The sequence below is a fragment of the Plantibacter sp. MCCC 1A11337 genome (genome assembly GCF_013349365.1).
Classification (GTDB): Bacteria; Actinomycetota; Actinomycetes; order Actinomycetales; family Microbacteriaceae; genus Plantibacter; species Plantibacter flavus_A.
In genome coordinates, this window is record NZ_JABJWX010000003.1 from 31,367 (window position 1) to 45,042 (window position 13,676).

Below are 13,676 nucleotides of genomic sequence, written 5' to 3' on the forward strand. Positions count from 1 at the left end.
GTCGATGACCAGTTTACGGGGCCTCCAGCTGTCATCGCGGCAGGTCGGAGCCCGCGCGGTCGAGACCGGCCACCTCGTCGAGCACCAGCGCGAGGGCTGCCGGATCGTGGGCGAAGCGGCCGAGGAAGACCCCGTCGACCGCGTCGCCGATCGTGGTGAGCAGGCCGGGTCCGGCGCTCCCGCCGTAGATGACGGCCGAGGAGGTGTCGACCACACCCCTCGTGTCGAGGACGTCGAGGTGACCACGCAGCCGGAGGCACACCGCGCGGATGTGGGCTGGACTCGCGGCCTCGGAGGCACCGATGGCCCAGTGCGGTTCGTAGGCGACGATGAGGCGGCCCACGATCCCGGCGGCGACCGCCCCCGCCAGGGCGTCGTCGAGCTGTGCGACGCATTCCTCAGCCGCCGTCTCGGCGTCTCCGCGCTCGGCCTCTCCGATGCACAGCACCGGCGCGAGCCCGTTGCGGAGCGCGGCGGTCGTCTTCGCGCGGACGACGTCGGGCGTCTCGCCGAACAGTCGGCGTCGCTCCGCGTGTCCGACCTCGACGACCTCGCAGCCGACCTCGCGGAGCTCCGCACCGCTCACCTCGCCGGTGAACGCCCCGGTGTCCTCGGTCGCGAGGTCCTGCGCCCCCACGGACGCGACGCCGTGGAGTCGCTCGACCGCGCCGGTCACCGAGAGGTATCCGGGGATGACGAACAGCTCAGCCGCGCCGGATCGGAGTGCGTGGTGCTCGGCCGACACCCCCGCGACGACCGAGCACCAGTCGAGCGTCTGCGCGTGCCCGAAGTACATCTTCAGGCTCACGCCGACGAGTCTGGGACGTCCTGACATCAGGACGCTTCGTATGCGCTGATCTCCTGCACCTTGTCGTTCGACGCGCTCGAGGCGTCGAACTCGTAGGTGAGCCACTCGCGCACGTTGCGGCGGGCGAGTTCGATGCCGACGACGCGCTGGCCCATGCAGAGCACCTGGGCGTCGTTCGACAGCACTCCGCGTTCGACGGAGAAGCCGTCGTGTGCGGTGACGGCGCGGATGCCCGGGACCCTGTTCGCCGCGATCGCGACACCGAGGCCCGTGCCGCAGATGAGCAGCGCGCGGTCGGCCTCGCCGCGGGCGACGATCTCGGCCGCGGTCACCGCGACGGTCGGGTAGTTGGTGTGGCCGTCGGCGTCGACCCCGACGTCGACCACGGAGGCGACCAGAACGCTCGCCTCGAGGTCGCGCTTGAGGATCTCCTTGTAGTCGTAACCGGCGTCATCGGAGCCGATGACGATTCGCCAGGTGCGGGTCATGGTGTGCCTTTCGTTGTTGGAGCGGGGCCCGTCGACAGGCTCAGGGACCGGTGCAGGGGTCGCTTCAGGGAGCGGGTTGTGTGTCGGTGGATCGGGCGTCAGCGCTCGGCGAGGAGGGTGCCGACACGCTCGACGATGAGGGCGAGCGAGATGGCTCCGGGGTCCTCGACACCGACGGCCTTCGAGCCGTGCGAGCGGGCGCGGCCCATGCCGGGCATGAGACCGGCCGTGTCGTGGGCAGCGGTGGTGGCCGCTGCCGCCGCCGTGGTCCAGGCGGTGGAGAGGTCGTCGCCGGCGGCGACGCGCTCGGCCAGCGTGTCGGCGAACGGGACCAGCGCGTCGACGAGCGTCTTGTCGCCGACGGACGCCTTGCCGTAGCGCATGACGGCGTCCTTGGCGGCGGTCACGCCCTCGCTCACAGCGGTGGCGGTCGGGCGCTCGGCATCACCGAGGCGCTCGCCGAGGGTGCGGAGCATGACGCCCCACAGGGCACCCGAGGTGCCACCGGCGCGGTCGGACCAGGCGTCGCCCGCGCGGTCGAGGACGGTCGCCACGCCGGCTCCGGTCTCGCGCAGGCGCTCGGCCTCGGCGGCGGCGGCGGTCGCCCCGCGGTCCATGCCGATGCCGTGGTCGCCGTCTCCGACGATGGCGTCGAGTCGTCCCAGCTCGTCCGCGTGCTCCGCGAGGAGTTCGTGGATCGCGGAGATCGCGTCGGCCACGACGGCCGCCGACTCCTGCGACTCGAGCGAGGCGTCCGGGACCTGGAAGGCGACGTCCTCGGTGTCGTCGGCGGCCACGGTCTCGAGCGCGCCGGTGTCGACGGCACCCGTGCGGAACGCGGGCGTGTCCGCAGCGGCACTCCACAGTCGCTCCAGCTCCTCGTCCACCCAGAGCAGGGTGAGCGAGACGCCGGCCATGTCGAAGCTCGTGCAGAACTCACCGACCTGCGGGTCGACGAGGGTGATCCCGGCGTCCTCCAGCAGGGAGGCGATGCGGTCGTAGACGACGAACAGCTCTTCGGACTTCACGGAGCCGAGGCCGTTGAGGATCGGGACGACACGCGCTCCCTTCGGCGTGACGCCCTCCGGGATCTCGGCCTCGGCCAGGAGGTGGTGCACGAACAGCTCCGCCAGTCCGTCCGCGGAGGGGATGTCGGTCTCGTCGATGCCGGGCTCGCCGTGGATGCCGAGCCCGACGGCCATGCGTCCCTCCGGTACGGAGAACAGCGGTTCGTCGGCACCGGGCAGCGTGCACCCGGAGAACGCGACACCCATCGAACGGGTCCGGGCGTTGGCCAGGACCGCCACGCGCTCGACATCGTCGATGGAGTACCCACCAGCGGCAGCGCCGCCCGCGACCTTGAAGACGGTGAGGTCGCCCGCGATCCCGCGGCGCTTCTCGAGTTCGGTGGGTGGTGCGCTGAAGATGTCGTCGGTCACGGTGACGGTGCGGCAGTCGATGCCGTCGGCACGCACGGCGTCCTGGGCAGCGGTGAAGTGCAGGACGTCGCCGGCGTAGTTGCCGTAGCTGAGGAGGACACCCCGTCCCTGCTCGCTCGCGCGGACGACGCTCTCCACCTGGTGCGCGGACGGCGAGGCGAAGAGGTTGCCCATGGCCGCACCATGGGCGAGTCCTGGGCCGACGAGGCCGGCGAAGGCGGGGTAGTGGCCGGATCCGCCACCGATCACGAGGGCGACCTCCGGTTCCGCGGACTTCGTGGAGCGCGACACCCCGCCGGAGACCTTGCGTACCCAGCGTCCGTTGGCGCGGACGAAGCCGTCCACCATCTCATCCGCGAAGTCGGCCGGTCGGTTCCAGAGCCTGGTCATCTGCATCTCCTCGTCATCGAGTCCGTCGATCCGGCGCAAGCCGGCACATCGCGATAATCCTATAGGATATTGGAACCGACCGGAACCCTGAGCTGCGCAGAACTCAGGAGACCGCAGGCGGGTCGGCACCGTCGGGCGGCGGCCGGAGACGACGCGCCGGGGAGCACCTGAGTTGCGAACGTGTGACTCCGAGAGGCACACGTCGACGGCGTCCCGACGGCTGAACCTGCCGAGGCTCGAGTGGGGGAGACCCGGCCCCGGCAGGTTCGGCGATCGGGACGCCGGCGATCAGGGACGCGTGGCGGTCGACTCCGTGTGCGCGGATTCGACGCGTTCCGCACGGCGTGCCGCGAGGAGCGAGGGCGTGATCGCGAAGGTGATGCTCGATGAGCGGCGCGGAGCGGTCGCCCGCAGGAAGCCGAGCCGCTCGGCCAGGGCGATGGACCTGGTGTTCTCCGGCTCGATGACGGCCGTCACGGTCTTCGCCCCGACCTCGCGGAACGCCAGGTCGATCATGGCTGCCGAGGCCTCGCTCGCGAGACCACGTCCGCCGACGGCGGGGTCGAGGACCCATCCGATCTCGACCGAGCGCTCGGCGGGCTGGACGTCGCGGAGGTGCAGGGAGACGTCGCCGACGAGCCGTCCGTCGTGCTCGACGGCCAGGGCGAGGAAGTCGCCCGACTGCCAGAGGCGGCTGTGCCGGACGCGGTGGCGCAGGTGCTCGCGAGACGCCTCCCGGTCGCGGACGGGCCACGGCAGGTGCTCGACGACCTCGGGCGTGGACTGGATGCGATACCAGGCCTCGGCGTCCTCCAACCGGTGGCGACGCAGGACGAGACGGTCGGTGCTGATCGGGTGCGCGTCGACCGGAGCCTCGATCCGCGGCCCGCGGAGGAAGCGAGGACGTGAGACGCCTGCCGGGAACAGGGGACGCAGAGCCCGGACCGCGGCGGCGAGGCCGCTCCGGATCCGGTCCGCGGGCTCGGCCGTCGCTCCGGCCGTCCGGCGACGGCGGGGGGCGAACGACGTGCCCAGGGGCTCTGCTCGGGTCATGCCCTCCACGGTAGGCACCGCACCCATGGGCTCGGCCTGAAAAGATATGAGGCCTCTATGAATCGCCCGTCGCTCCCACGCCTCGCAGCTCGACGACGGATAATCGACCCATGCCCTCCGACCTGCCAACGCAGATCGTCGACTCGGGGCGCCGCCGGGCGGTCCTCGCCAAGCTACCGCGGATGTACCGGGCCGACGGTTCACCCATCCGCGTCCTCCTCGTCGACGACGAAGCGGTCCTGACCGACCTCGTGAGCCTGGCCCTCGGCTACGAGGGGTGGGTCGTGGACGTCGCCACCAACGGTCGCGAGGCCGTCCAGCGCTACCGCACGGAACGTCCGGACGTCGTCGTCCTCGACATCATGCTGCCCGACATGGACGGGTTGAGCGTCCTTCGCCAGCTCCGCAGCTTCTCGCAGGGGGAGCCGGAATCGGGCACCCCGACCCTGTTCCTCACCGCACGCGACTCGGTGGACGACCGCATCATGGGACTCACCGCTGGCGGCGACGACTACATGACGAAGCCGTTCTCGCTCGAGGAGCTCGTGGCCCGCCTCCGTGGTCTCCTCCGCCGTACCGCGCACGTCGTGTCCGACGACGACTCCCGCATCACGATCGGCGGGCTCTTCCTCGACGAACGCAGCTACGAGGTCAGCCGCGACGGCGAGCCGGTGGCGCTCACGACGACGGAGTTCGAACTGCTGCGCTACTTCATGCGCAACCCGAAGCGCGTGCTGAGTCGCGCCCAGATCCTCGATCGCGTGTGGAACTACGACTTCGCCGGCAAGGCGAGCATCGTCGACCTCTACGTCTCCTACCTCCGCAAGAAGATCGATGCCGATCGGGCGCCGATGATCCACACCGTCCGCGGTGTCGGATACGTGCTGCGGCCGGTCGAATGAGCACCGCTTCGGTTCCGACTGCGGGCGTGCCGACGCCTCGGGCGGACCGGCGGCACCCGTGGACGCTCCAGCGACGGCTGGTGACGGGCATCGCCGCGGTCATCGCCGCGGTCCTCGCGGTGTCGGGCATCCTCACGATCGTCACGGTCGAAGCGTCGGTCACCGCCGTCGTCGACACCCAGCTCACGGGATCGATGGAGGCCTTCGAACACTCCGTGGTGAAGTTCCACGATCAGCAGGCCGGTGGGGGAGCCGTGGTGGACCCCGATGCCACGCGCGGTGAGCCCGGCTACGTCAAACCGTTCGTCGACTACGTCGGCCACGGGCCCGGCACGCTCATCGCGCTCGTCGCTGACGGTGCGGTCGTCGACTCCGCGCGCTTCACCCAGTCCAACGCGACGGCGCTCGACGTGCGGACGAAGGCGCTCATCGAGGAGGCCGTCGCGGCCGACAGCTCCGAGCGACAGAACATCGAGTTGGGGTCGCTCGGCGGGTACCGGCTCGAGTTCCTCGACCATGGCGACGGCGAGACCCTCGTGGCCGGCGTCTCGCTCGCCACCCCGCGAGCGGCCGTGCAGCAGGAGGCGATCGTCATCGCGATCCTCGCCGTGCTCGCGCTCGCGGTCACCATCATCGGGGCGATCATCGTGGTACGCCTCGGGCTCCGACCATTGTCCCGCGTGGCCGCCGCCGCCGAGGAGGTGTCCACGCTGCAACTCGAGCGCGGTGACACCGGGATCGACGTGCGGGTCGATCAGGCCGACACCGACCCTCGGACGGAGATCGGCAAGGTCGGCGAGGCGCTCAACGGCCTCATCGACCACGTCGACCGCGCACTCGCCGTCCGAGCCGCGACCGACAAGCGCATGCGTCGGTTCGTCACCGACGCGAGCCACGAACTCCGGACGCCGCTCGCCGCGATCCAGGGCTACGCCGAGCTCACCCGTCAGGACAGTGAGAGTCTCCCGCCCATGACGGAGCACGCACTCGCCCGCATCGAGTCGGAGGCGACCCGGATGAGTTCGCTCGTCAGCGAGTTGCTCCTGTTGGCGCGTCTCGACGAGGGCCAGGACCTGCACCTCGACGACGTCGACCTGAGCGACCTCGTCGCCGCCGCCGTGAGCGACGCGGCGGTCTCGGCGCCGGCGCACCACTGGTCGGTCGACGTGCCGGAGCGCGCGATCGTCGTGCGCGGCGACCGCGAGCGCCTGCATCAGCTCGTCGTGAACCTGCTGTCGAACGCCGCCGTGCACACCCCGGCCGGCACCTCCGTGGTCACCCGCATCAGCGCACCGAAGAGTCCCGACGAGCCGCAGCGCGCCTCGCTGACGATCGCCGACGACGGACCCGGCATCGATGAGGCCTTCCTCCCCGAACTCTTCGACCGGTTCGCCCGGGCCGACTCGTCGCGCTCGCGTGCGGCCGGCAGCACGGGTCTCGGCCTGGCGATCGCGTTGTCCATCGCCGAGGGCCACGAAGGCTCGATCGAGGTCGCCTCGTCGTCCGCCGGCACGACGTTCACGGTGACGCTGCCGTGGTCGGGTCCGTCCGAGGAGCACCCCGCGGTCCGGCCTGCGGCCGACGCCACCGGCTCGCTGCCGGAGACGGTCACCTCGACGCGAGGCTGATCGCACGACCGCGGTCGTCGAGTTCGATCCGGTCACCGAGCCGCTCACGGTCACCGAGCTTGTCGAGGCGCCCTTCGACAGGCTCAGGGACCGGACCGGGAGGGGTGGCTCAGGGGCCGGACCGGATGCCTTCGGGGGCCGATCGGCGGAGCGCGATGAGCTGTTCCGCCGAGTGCGCGAGGTGCGCGCGGAGCTCCTCCTCGCCGTGGTCGCCGCTGAGGGCGTCGACGAGTCGGTCGTGCTGGGCGATGAGTTCCTCCGGCGGGAGGACGCTCCGGAGCTGCACCATGAACAGGCCGAGCTCGGCGAGCAGGCCAGCGTGCGCCTCGTCCAGTCGAGTGCTCCGGGCCGCGGCGACGATCGCGTGGTGCAGCTCGGCGTGCGCGACCTCGATGGCGCGGTGATCGCCGGGCCGGTCGATGCAGATGCGTCGGAGGTTGTCGTTCGCCGCGATGATCGAGGCCGGTGGGCGCGACGACGGCTCAGCACGTGTTCGCAGCAGCCGGACCGCCTCGGCCTCGATCGCCGTCCGGTACTCCATGAGGGCGAGCACATCGGCGTCGCTGAACGACCGCACCCGTGCGCCGCGGTAGGCCTCGAACATGACGAGGCGCTCCGCCGCGAGCGCCTGCAGTGCCGCCCGGACGGTGTGCCGGTTGACGCCGAACCGGACGGTGAGGGCGGTCTCCCGCAACGGCTCGTCCGCGCCGAGTCGTCCGTCGAGGATGTCCTCCCGCAGTGCATCCGCGACGGCGTCGACCGCGGTCATCGGGCGACCTCGCGACGATCGGTGCGCGTGGGCACGACGAGGATCGCGAGTCCGGTCACGAGCAGCGCTGCACCGACGACGGTCGACGGCCCGAAGGACTCTCCGAGGAGCAGGATGCCGAGGAGCGTCGCCGTCAACGGCTCGAAGAGGGTGAGCGTCGCGACCCGTGACGCGGGCAACCCGCCGAGCGCGTAGCCGAACAGCAGGTACCCCGCCACCGTGTTCACCAGCGCGAGCCACACGACCGCGAGTGCGCCGGGTGCCGTGAGGATCCAGGCGGTCTCGGTGGCGAGGAGGATCGGCACCGAGACGAGCGCCGCTCCGCCGAAGAGCGCCGCCATGGTGCCGAGCGGTGTCCACCCGTGTTCGATGAGTGCCTTGCTGCAGAGCGTGTACAGGGCGTACGAGGCTCCGGCGCCGACGGACGCGAGCAGCCCGTCCACCGAGACGGTCCCGATCCCGCCGCCCGTCACTCCGGACAGGACGGCGACACCGGTCGCGGCGACGATCGTGGCCAGGAACCAGCGACCGCTCGGGCGCCGGCGATGGATCGCCCATTCGAGGAGGCCGGTGATGGCGGGTGCGGAGCCGAGCGCCGTGAGGGTCCCGATCGCGACACCGTTGCGTTCCACTCCGAGGAAGAAGAACGGCTGGTACGCGGTGACACCGACCGTGCCGACGATGACGGCGACGATCAGGACGGGCCTCCCGAGTTCCACGGCGCGGGGGCGAGGCGGCCTCGTGGACCCGGAGCGATGGGCGAACGCCGCCCACACGAGGACGAGCAACGCTCCGCCGAAGACGATGCGTGCGGCGCCGAAGGCGACCGAACCCACCTCGATCGGCAGGAGCGCGTGAGCCGTCCCTGTCGTCCCGAAGCACACGGCGGCGAGGATCGCGGCGGCGACGGGCAGGCGCCCCGCGGCGGTGCTGCTGCCGGTTGTCGGGGTCGCCATCGGCGAACGGGTCATGGGGACAGCTTGCCGCAAGATTGTGTAACAATCAACGGCTGCATGGGATGTCCGGTACATACGCCACGACGCCCACCCGCTCGAGGAGCGGACGGGCGTCGGGAGGGAGACCGGGTCAGCCGGCGTAACCGCCGCTGATCACCGACACCCCGAGCAGGAGGGCTGCGCCGGCGGCGACGATCAGGGCGAGCGCCAGCATGGTGCCGGAGATGATGACGGCGGTGAGGGCGAAGCCCTTCGACTTCGGCTTGCGGGCGAGCGCGATGATGCCGAGCACGAGCGAGGCGATCGGCAGGAGCACGAACGACGGCGCGACGACCGCGGCGATCGACAGGGCGAACGCGATGATCGACAGTGTCTGGGTCGAGCTCTCGCGGTCGACGGCCGTCGGGGCGGGTACGGGTGCGAGGGGCACGGGCGTCGTCGGCTGGGTCGGCGCGACCTCCTGCACGGGCGTGGCCTGGGTGAGGGGCTCGGGGCCGAACGCTTCGGTCGGGGCGTCTGCCAGGGTCACGTCCTCGGCGGGCGAGATCGTGGTGGACTCGGTTGTGGCTGAGGCGGACATGAACTGGTTCCTTCCTCCGCGGTGTGCGGAGCTGTCTCCGCGGTGTGCGGAGCTGATCGGTTGATGGTTCCAGCCTGCTCGGACCGCCTCCGTTCCGAATCGCCCGCGCGCCTGATCCCCCGTCCTCCTACGGAGGTATCCTGCGCGGCCCGTCCGTGGGCCGCTGGTGCCACACACGGCGACTACCACGGCTCGAGCCGACCCCCGTAAACGGGACAGAGGGGTTTCGCAGGCGACGGGTGTCCGTTTATCCTGGCGCCCATGACCCGCCGCATCGGAGCCGCCGTGCTCGCCCTGCTCGGAGCCTCCGCGCTCGCCCTCACCGCAGCCGTCCCGGCGGCCTCGGCGGCGACCACGTCGAGCTGGGCGACGTGGCCCACGTTCTCCGGTGCATCGGGGTCGTACCAGGGCACCATGACCCTGGCCGGTCAGCCCGCCCTCACCGCGGCGTTGACGAGCGACTCGGTCGGTGGCGGTGGCGTCGGCGTCATCTCCGGCGCCTCGACCTGGCTGGCGGCCTCGACCCCCGTCGGTGCCAAGTACGGCAGCAGCCGGGATCAGCCCTACCTCAACCTCCGCCCGAAGGCGAACAACGCGGCGTCGCCCTCGACCACGACCTACTCCTTCGCGACGCCGACGCCGCCGTCCGGCTGGACCTTCGTCCTCGGCGACATCGACGCCGACCAGGTCACCGTGACGGCGATCGGTCCCGACGGCGCGGCGCTCACCCCTGACGAGCTCGGGTTCAACGGCGGCTTCAACTACTGCGCTCCCGGCCTGGTCGGCAAGCCGTCCTGCACCGGATCCGCAACGGACGTCCCCACCTGGGACCCGACGACGCAGGTACTCCGTGGCAACGACGCCGCTGCGGACACCGCCGGCGCGGCAGGGTGGTTCGAACCCTCCGCCCCGATCTCCAGCCTCACCTTCTCGTTCCGGCAGCGGTCGGGCGCGCCCGTCTACCAGGCGTGGTTCGCGTCGATCGCGCGTGACGTGACCGGCACCGTGACCGACCAGACCGCGGGCCCGCTGGACGGCGTCGGCGTCCGGCTCATCGACCGCGACGGCCGGGTGGTGGCGTCGACCACGACCGCGGGTGGCGGCACCTACACCTTCGCCGGCTACTTCGCGACCGACGGCTACACGGTGCAGCTCGTCCCGCCGACCGGCAAGATCGCCGTCGGTCCTGCACGTGCCGCAGTTGACCTCACGGACACCGACGCCGTCGCGGACTTCACCGTCCGCGACATCGTGCCCGTCGCCGTGTCGGGGACCGCGCTCGACACGGACGGCGTCCCGATCGTCGGTGCCACCGTCACCATCGACGGTGTCGGCAGCGTCGCCACCGACACCGACGGGAACTACCTCTTCGACACCGTGCCGGTCGGCGACCACTCGGTGGTCATCACGCCACCGTCCGGGTACGCGGTCCAGACCGCACCGGCGTCGTTCACCGTGCCGGTCGGCAGCGAGACGCCCATCACCGAGCAGGACTTCGTGCTCGTCGCGAACCCCAGCCTCGGCGGAGTGGTCAGCTCCGGTGGTGTCGGTGTGGCCGGCGTCACCGTGAGCGTCGACGGTCCGAACGGTGTCGAGCGCGCCGTCACGGCCGCCGACGGTTCCTACCGCTTCCCGCTCCTGCCCGCCGGGTCCTACGAGGTCTCGGTCGTCGCCCCCGAGGGGTACGTCGTCTCCGGAACCGCAACCCGGGCGGAGGAGCTCGCCGGCGCCGATCTGGACGCGGTCGACTTCGAGCTCGCTCGGCTCGGCACCGTCATCGGCGACGTCCGGACGGACACCGGCGCCCCGGTGCCCGCCGCGACGGTCACGGTGACGACGCCGGGCGGCCCGGTCGCCCTGACCACGACGGCCGAGGGGTCCTACGGGCTCGCCGACCTGGCGCCGGGCAGCTACGAGGTCACGCTGACCGTCCCGGTCGGGTACTCCGTTCCCGCGGGTGGCGCCACGACCGCCACCGTCGTCGTCGGCACCGACGGCGCTGTCCAGACGGTGCCCACCTTCGTGCTCGTCGCCGACGCCGTGTTCGGCGGCCTCGCCGGAACGGTCGAGACGGACGCCGGTGCTCCGATCGCGGACGTGACCGTGACCGTCGAGACCCCGGCCGGCCCGGTCGACATCACGACTGACGCCGACGGCGCCTATGGCCTCGACGGACTCGCGCCCGGCTCCTACGAGGTGTCCGTGGCGGTCCCGGCGGGCTACACCGCCGAGGGGGTCACCACGGCGACCGCGGTCGTCGCCGCAGACGGTTCCGTGGTCTCGGTGCCGGCCTTCGTCCTCGTTCCCGACGCCGTCGTGCCCGTGCCGTCGGCGAATCCGAGCGACCCCGCCGTTCCGGGCAACTCGGGTCGCCTGCCCTCGACCGGTGCGGACGCGATGCCGTGGATCGTCGCTGCCGGAGCGCTCTTCGTGCTCGGCGCCGCCGGTGTCGTCACCGCGGCCGTCCTGCGTCGTCGACGCGCGAATCGGGACGAACTGTCCGGCGAATGACCGTTTGAACGACCTCTCGGGGATGGGAGGGCGCGGCTCGTCCGTAGACTTGGGCGAGCCGCGCCCCACCCAGGAGTGCGGATCGCACTGCTGAACGGGGATCCGTGGACATCATCGGGTGGGTGAACGACGCCGCGACGGCGCTGCCCGATCCGCTGATCTGGCTCCTCGGGCTCCTGTTCACGACCGCCGAGTCCGGCCTCTGGCTCGGCCTCGTCGTCCCCGGTGAACCGGTGGTGCTCCTCCTCTCGGCCATGCTCGACTCCGCCCCCGGTGCCCTCGTGCTGTTCCTCGCGGTCGCCCTCGGCGGGTCGCTCGGGGACCAGCTCGGCTACCTCGTCGGTCGTCGTTCCGGTGGTCGTCTCCGTGACTCGGCCGCCATCCGGCGCCTCGGTGTCGACGGCTGGGACCGCGCGGTCGAGGCGCTCGAGCGACGCGGGGCCCAGGCCGTCTTCCTCACCCGGCTCGTGCCCGTGCTCCGATGCCTGACACCGACCGCCGCGGGGGTCGCCGGCGTGCCCTACCGGTCGTTCCTCGCGGCATCCCTGCTGGGCTCCCTCCTCTGGTCCGCCGTCTACGTCGGCGTCGGCTCCCTCGTCCGTGCCACGCTCGACACGGTCCGCCAGTACCTCGGCGCCACCGGCTGGGTGCTGCTGTTCGCGCTCGTCGTGGTGGTCACGGTGATCGCGATCGCCCGATTCCGCCGCGGTGCCGCGATCCCCGGTGACGAGGCGATGATCCCGGTGACGCTGCACGAGAAGACGCCGCTCGCGCGCCTCCGGACGCAGCTGTTCTCCGACGACGACTGGAAGAACCTGCCGAACGCGATCACGGCGGGACGTATCGTCCTCCTACCGGTCTTCGCCGCCCTCGTGATCACCGGCTCCTACTGGGCCGCGCTCGTCGTCGGTGCGGTGGTGTTCCTGAGCGACGTCGCCGACGGGCAGATCGCGCGCCGCATGGGCACGGTCTCCGCGCTCGGCACCTGGCTCGACGGGGTCGCCGACCGCCTGACCGTGGTCGTGGTCGCCGCATCGTTCGCCATCGGGCAGATCATCCCATGGCAGGTGTTCGTGGTCATGATCGTCCCCGACCTCTTGCTCGCGTTCGTCGCCGTCGTCGCGTTCCGCGGGACGCCGGAGGTGCCGGTGAGCATCGCCGGCAAGATCCGGACGGTGTTCCTCTTCGTCGGCTTCTTCGCGCTGCTCACGGGCCTCGCGCTCGGCGGCGGGGATCCGGCGTCGGCGCTGTACCGGGTCTTCGGCGGGGTCGGGTTCGTGGCGATCCTGCTCGGACTCCTCGGCCACTTCGTCGCAGCGACCCAGTATGCGCGACGCATGGTCGTCACCTGGCAGCGACAGGGCGTCCGCGCGGCCCGCTGAGCGCCGCGCCGACCATCGTCGGAGGCCCCCACCGGGATGGCACACGGCCACAGCGCAGGCGGCGTCGTTTAGGCTCGGAGCATGCCAGTCGACTATCCGGACCTCGTCATCTTCGACTGCGACGGCACGCTCGTCGACACGGAACGCATCTCCGTCCGGGTGAACCTGCAGCTCCTCAACGAGGTCGGCGGCGACTACACCGAGGCGGAGGTGCGGGAGCTCTTCGTCGGCGCCTCACTCGAGACGTACGCGACGCTGGTCGAGCAGCGCCTCGGGAAGCCGCTCGAGGCCGACTGGATCCAGCGCTGGAGCGACATGTTCCGCGGCATCTGCGAACGTGAGCTCGAGGCGGTCGACGGGGTCGTCGACGCCCTCGACGGTATCGCTGCGACCGGGGTGCCGCTGTGCGTCGCCTCGAACGGGATGCTGCACGACGTCGTCCGCAACCTCGGGCAGGTGGGCATCCACGATCGCTTCGACGGGCGCATCTTCAGCGCGACCGACGTCGCCGTCGGCAAGCCCGCACCCGACCTGTTCCTGCACGCCGCCGCCGACTTCGACACGGCCCCCGAGCGGTGCGCGGTCGTCGAGGACAGCGTCGTCGGCGTCCTGGCTGCCCGTGCGGCCGGCATGACGGTCTACGCCTACGCCGGCGGCATGACGCCCGCCGAGCGGCTCATCGGCGACGGCACCCACGTCTTCGACGACATGCGCCTGCTGCCCGACCTCATCCGCGACACCTGGGCGGCCTCCCCGGCACGCTAGCCGTG

The 13,676-nt window shown here is 71.5% G+C and carries 12 protein-coding genes; 5 read left to right on the forward strand and 7 right to left on the reverse strand.

What is annotated here, in order from left to right; genetic code table 11:
* Positions 1-31: 31 nt before the first annotated feature.
* The 4 genes from HOW07_RS11945 to HOW07_RS11960 all read right to left on the reverse strand — a co-directional run bounded on the left by HOW07_RS11945 (position 32) and on the right by HOW07_RS11960 (position 4,178).
* Complete coding sequence (locus tag HOW07_RS11945) at positions 32-835, reverse strand: triose-phosphate isomerase family protein (protein ID WP_175117245.1); 804 nt, start codon at positions 833-835, stop codon at positions 32-34.
* On the reverse strand, positions 835-1,296 hold the full coding sequence (locus HOW07_RS11950) for a ribose-5-phosphate isomerase (protein ID WP_175117247.1): 462 nt from the start codon (positions 1,294-1,296) through the stop codon (positions 835-837). Before HOW07_RS11950 ends, HOW07_RS11945 begins: the two co-directional genes overlap by 1 nt.
* A 98-nt stretch (positions 1,297-1,394) precedes the next feature.
* Complete coding sequence (locus HOW07_RS11955) at positions 1,395-3,125, reverse strand: dihydroxyacetone kinase family protein (protein WP_175117249.1); 1,731 nt, start codon at positions 3,123-3,125, stop codon at positions 1,395-1,397.
* Positions 3,126-3,413: 288 nt separating this feature from the next.
* Positions 3,414-4,178 (reverse strand): GNAT family N-acetyltransferase, encoded by a 765-nt coding sequence (locus tag HOW07_RS11960; protein ID WP_079003319.1) that lies wholly within the window; start codon positions 4,176-4,178, stop codon positions 3,414-3,416.
* Between the two features lie 110 nt (positions 4,179-4,288).
* On the opposite strand from HOW07_RS11960, the gene HOW07_RS11965 reads away from it, so the two are divergent.
* Positions 4,289-5,080, forward strand: coding sequence for a response regulator transcription factor (locus tag HOW07_RS11965; protein ID WP_064295688.1), 792 nt, complete (start codon positions 4,289-4,291; stop codon positions 5,078-5,080).
* An 80-nt stretch (positions 5,081-5,160) separates the two neighbouring features.
* Positions 5,161-6,708, forward strand: coding sequence for a cell wall metabolism sensor histidine kinase WalK (locus HOW07_RS11970; protein ID WP_199687191.1), 1,548 nt, complete (start codon positions 5,161-5,163; stop codon positions 6,706-6,708).
* 109 nt (positions 6,709-6,817) lie between these two features.
* Here the strand turns inward: HOW07_RS11970 and HOW07_RS11975 are convergent, their stop codons facing one another.
* From HOW07_RS11975 to HOW07_RS11985, 3 genes are all read right to left on the reverse strand, one after another.
* Positions 6,818-7,477 carry a GntR family transcriptional regulator gene (locus HOW07_RS11975; protein ID WP_121292580.1) on the reverse strand — a complete coding sequence of 220 codons (660 nt, stop codon included), beginning with the start codon at positions 7,475-7,477 and terminating at the stop codon, positions 6,818-6,820.
* On the reverse strand, positions 7,474-8,448 hold the full coding sequence (locus HOW07_RS11980) for a DMT family transporter (protein ID WP_254628337.1): 975 nt from the start codon (positions 8,446-8,448) through the stop codon (positions 7,474-7,476). Before HOW07_RS11980 ends, HOW07_RS11975 begins: the two co-directional genes overlap by 4 nt.
* A 115-nt stretch (positions 8,449-8,563) precedes the next feature.
* Entirely contained in the window at positions 8,564-9,013 is a 450-nt protein-coding gene (locus HOW07_RS11985; RefSeq protein WP_071258622.1) for a hypothetical protein, read from the reverse strand.
* Between the two features lie 261 nt (positions 9,014-9,274).
* Here HOW07_RS11985 and HOW07_RS11990 point away from each other — a divergent pair, with 261 nt between their 5' ends.
* From HOW07_RS11990 to HOW07_RS12000, 3 genes are all read left to right on the forward strand, one after another.
* Positions 9,275-11,524 carry an LPXTG cell wall anchor domain-containing protein gene (locus HOW07_RS11990; protein ID WP_121292581.1) on the forward strand — a complete coding sequence of 750 codons (2,250 nt, stop codon included), beginning with the start codon at positions 9,275-9,277 and terminating at the stop codon, positions 11,522-11,524.
* 104 nt (positions 11,525-11,628) lie between these two features.
* Complete coding sequence (locus tag HOW07_RS11995; protein ID WP_175117251.1) at positions 11,629-12,906, forward strand: CDP-alcohol phosphatidyltransferase family protein; 1,278 nt, start codon at positions 11,629-11,631, stop codon at positions 12,904-12,906.
* An 81-nt stretch (positions 12,907-12,987) separates the two neighbouring features.
* On the forward strand, positions 12,988-13,671 hold the full coding sequence (locus tag HOW07_RS12000) for an HAD family phosphatase (RefSeq protein WP_175117253.1): 684 nt from the start codon (positions 12,988-12,990) through the stop codon (positions 13,669-13,671).
* Positions 13,672-13,676 lie beyond the last annotated feature (5 nt).

What these genes read in the sequence shown, in the direction of transcription:
- HOW07_RS11955 (WP_175117249.1), bottom strand. Translation starts at nt 3,125, where the DNA reads ATGACCAGGCTCTGGAACCGACCGGCCGACTTCGCGGATGAGATGGTG.
- HOW07_RS12000 (WP_175117253.1), top strand. Translation starts at nt 12,988, where the DNA reads ATGCCAGTCGACTATCCGGACCTCGTCATCTTCGACTGCGACGGCACG.
- HOW07_RS11965 (WP_064295688.1), top strand. Translation starts at nt 4,289, where the DNA reads ATGCCCTCCGACCTGCCAACGCAGATCGTCGACTCGGGGCGCCGCCGG.
- HOW07_RS11945 (WP_175117245.1), bottom strand. Translation starts at nt 835, where the DNA reads ATGTCAGGACGTCCCAGACTCGTCGGCGTGAGCCTGAAGATGTACTTC.
- HOW07_RS11990 (WP_121292581.1), top strand. Translation starts at nt 9,275, where the DNA reads ATGACCCGCCGCATCGGAGCCGCCGTGCTCGCCCTGCTCGGAGCCTCC.
- HOW07_RS11985 (WP_071258622.1), bottom strand. Translation starts at nt 9,013, where the DNA reads ATGTCCGCCTCAGCCACAACCGAGTCCACCACGATCTCGCCCGCCGAG.
- HOW07_RS11950 (WP_175117247.1), bottom strand. Translation starts at nt 1,296, where the DNA reads ATGACCCGCACCTGGCGAATCGTCATCGGCTCCGATGACGCCGGTTAC.
- HOW07_RS11975 (WP_121292580.1), bottom strand. Translation starts at nt 7,477, where the DNA reads ATGACCGCGGTCGACGCCGTCGCGGATGCACTGCGGGAGGACATCCTC.
- HOW07_RS11960 (WP_079003319.1), bottom strand. Translation starts at nt 4,178, where the DNA reads ATGACCCGAGCAGAGCCCCTGGGCACGTCGTTCGCCCCCCGCCGTCGC.
- HOW07_RS11980 (WP_254628337.1), bottom strand. Translation starts at nt 8,448, where the DNA reads ATGACCCGTTCGCCGATGGCGACCCCGACAACCGGCAGCAGCACCGCC.